Genomic DNA, 550 nt, shown 5'->3' on the forward strand with positions numbered 1-550 from the left:
ACCCGCTTCTTTCAGCACTTCGTCAACCATTGGCAGCACTTTTTTCGTGTGGTCACGAGGTGCCACTTCGCTGCGTGAAATCACTTGGTCATTAACCAGTAGTGCAACTGAACAGTTTTCAGTTGCGGTATCGATAGCAAGAATTTTTGCGCTCATTTAACTCTCTAAAACTCTATTTTATTTGGTTACATCACAGCACAGGCTGCGACTAATTATTCTGCTTTAAGAAACGCTTTGATACGTTCTAAATCTCGTGTTCTTGGGATCGGAGGCAAGCTTCCAAGGAACGTGCCGCCATAGTCACGGGTGACAAGGCGATTGTCACAAATGATCAATGCACCATGATCTTTCTGATCTCGAATCAAACGCCCTACGCCCTGTTTTAAAGTGATCACCGCATCGGGGATTTGCACTTCAGCAAACGGCTCACCACCACGCAATCGACAATCTTCAATTCGGGCTTTTAGCAGCGGATCATCCGGGGCAGTAAACGGCAATTTGTCGATGATAACACAGCTCAGTGCGTCACCTCTAACATCGATCCCTTCCC

2 protein-coding genes are annotated in these 550 nt (G+C 46.7%); both read right to left on the minus strand.

Annotation, left to right across the window (positions count from 1 at the left end):
* Window positions 1-156: tRNA threonylcarbamoyladenosine biosynthesis protein TsaB (locus tag R7Q46_RS29475; protein WP_411978794.1), on the minus strand; the 156-nt coding region annotated here is incomplete at its 3' end.
* A 56-nt stretch (window positions 157-212) separates the two neighbouring features.
* Window positions 213-550: helicase C-terminal domain-containing protein (locus R7Q46_RS29480; protein WP_318078626.1), on the minus strand; the 338-nt coding region annotated here is incomplete at its 5' end.

This window comes from Vibrio sp. 811 (assembly GCF_033339195.1).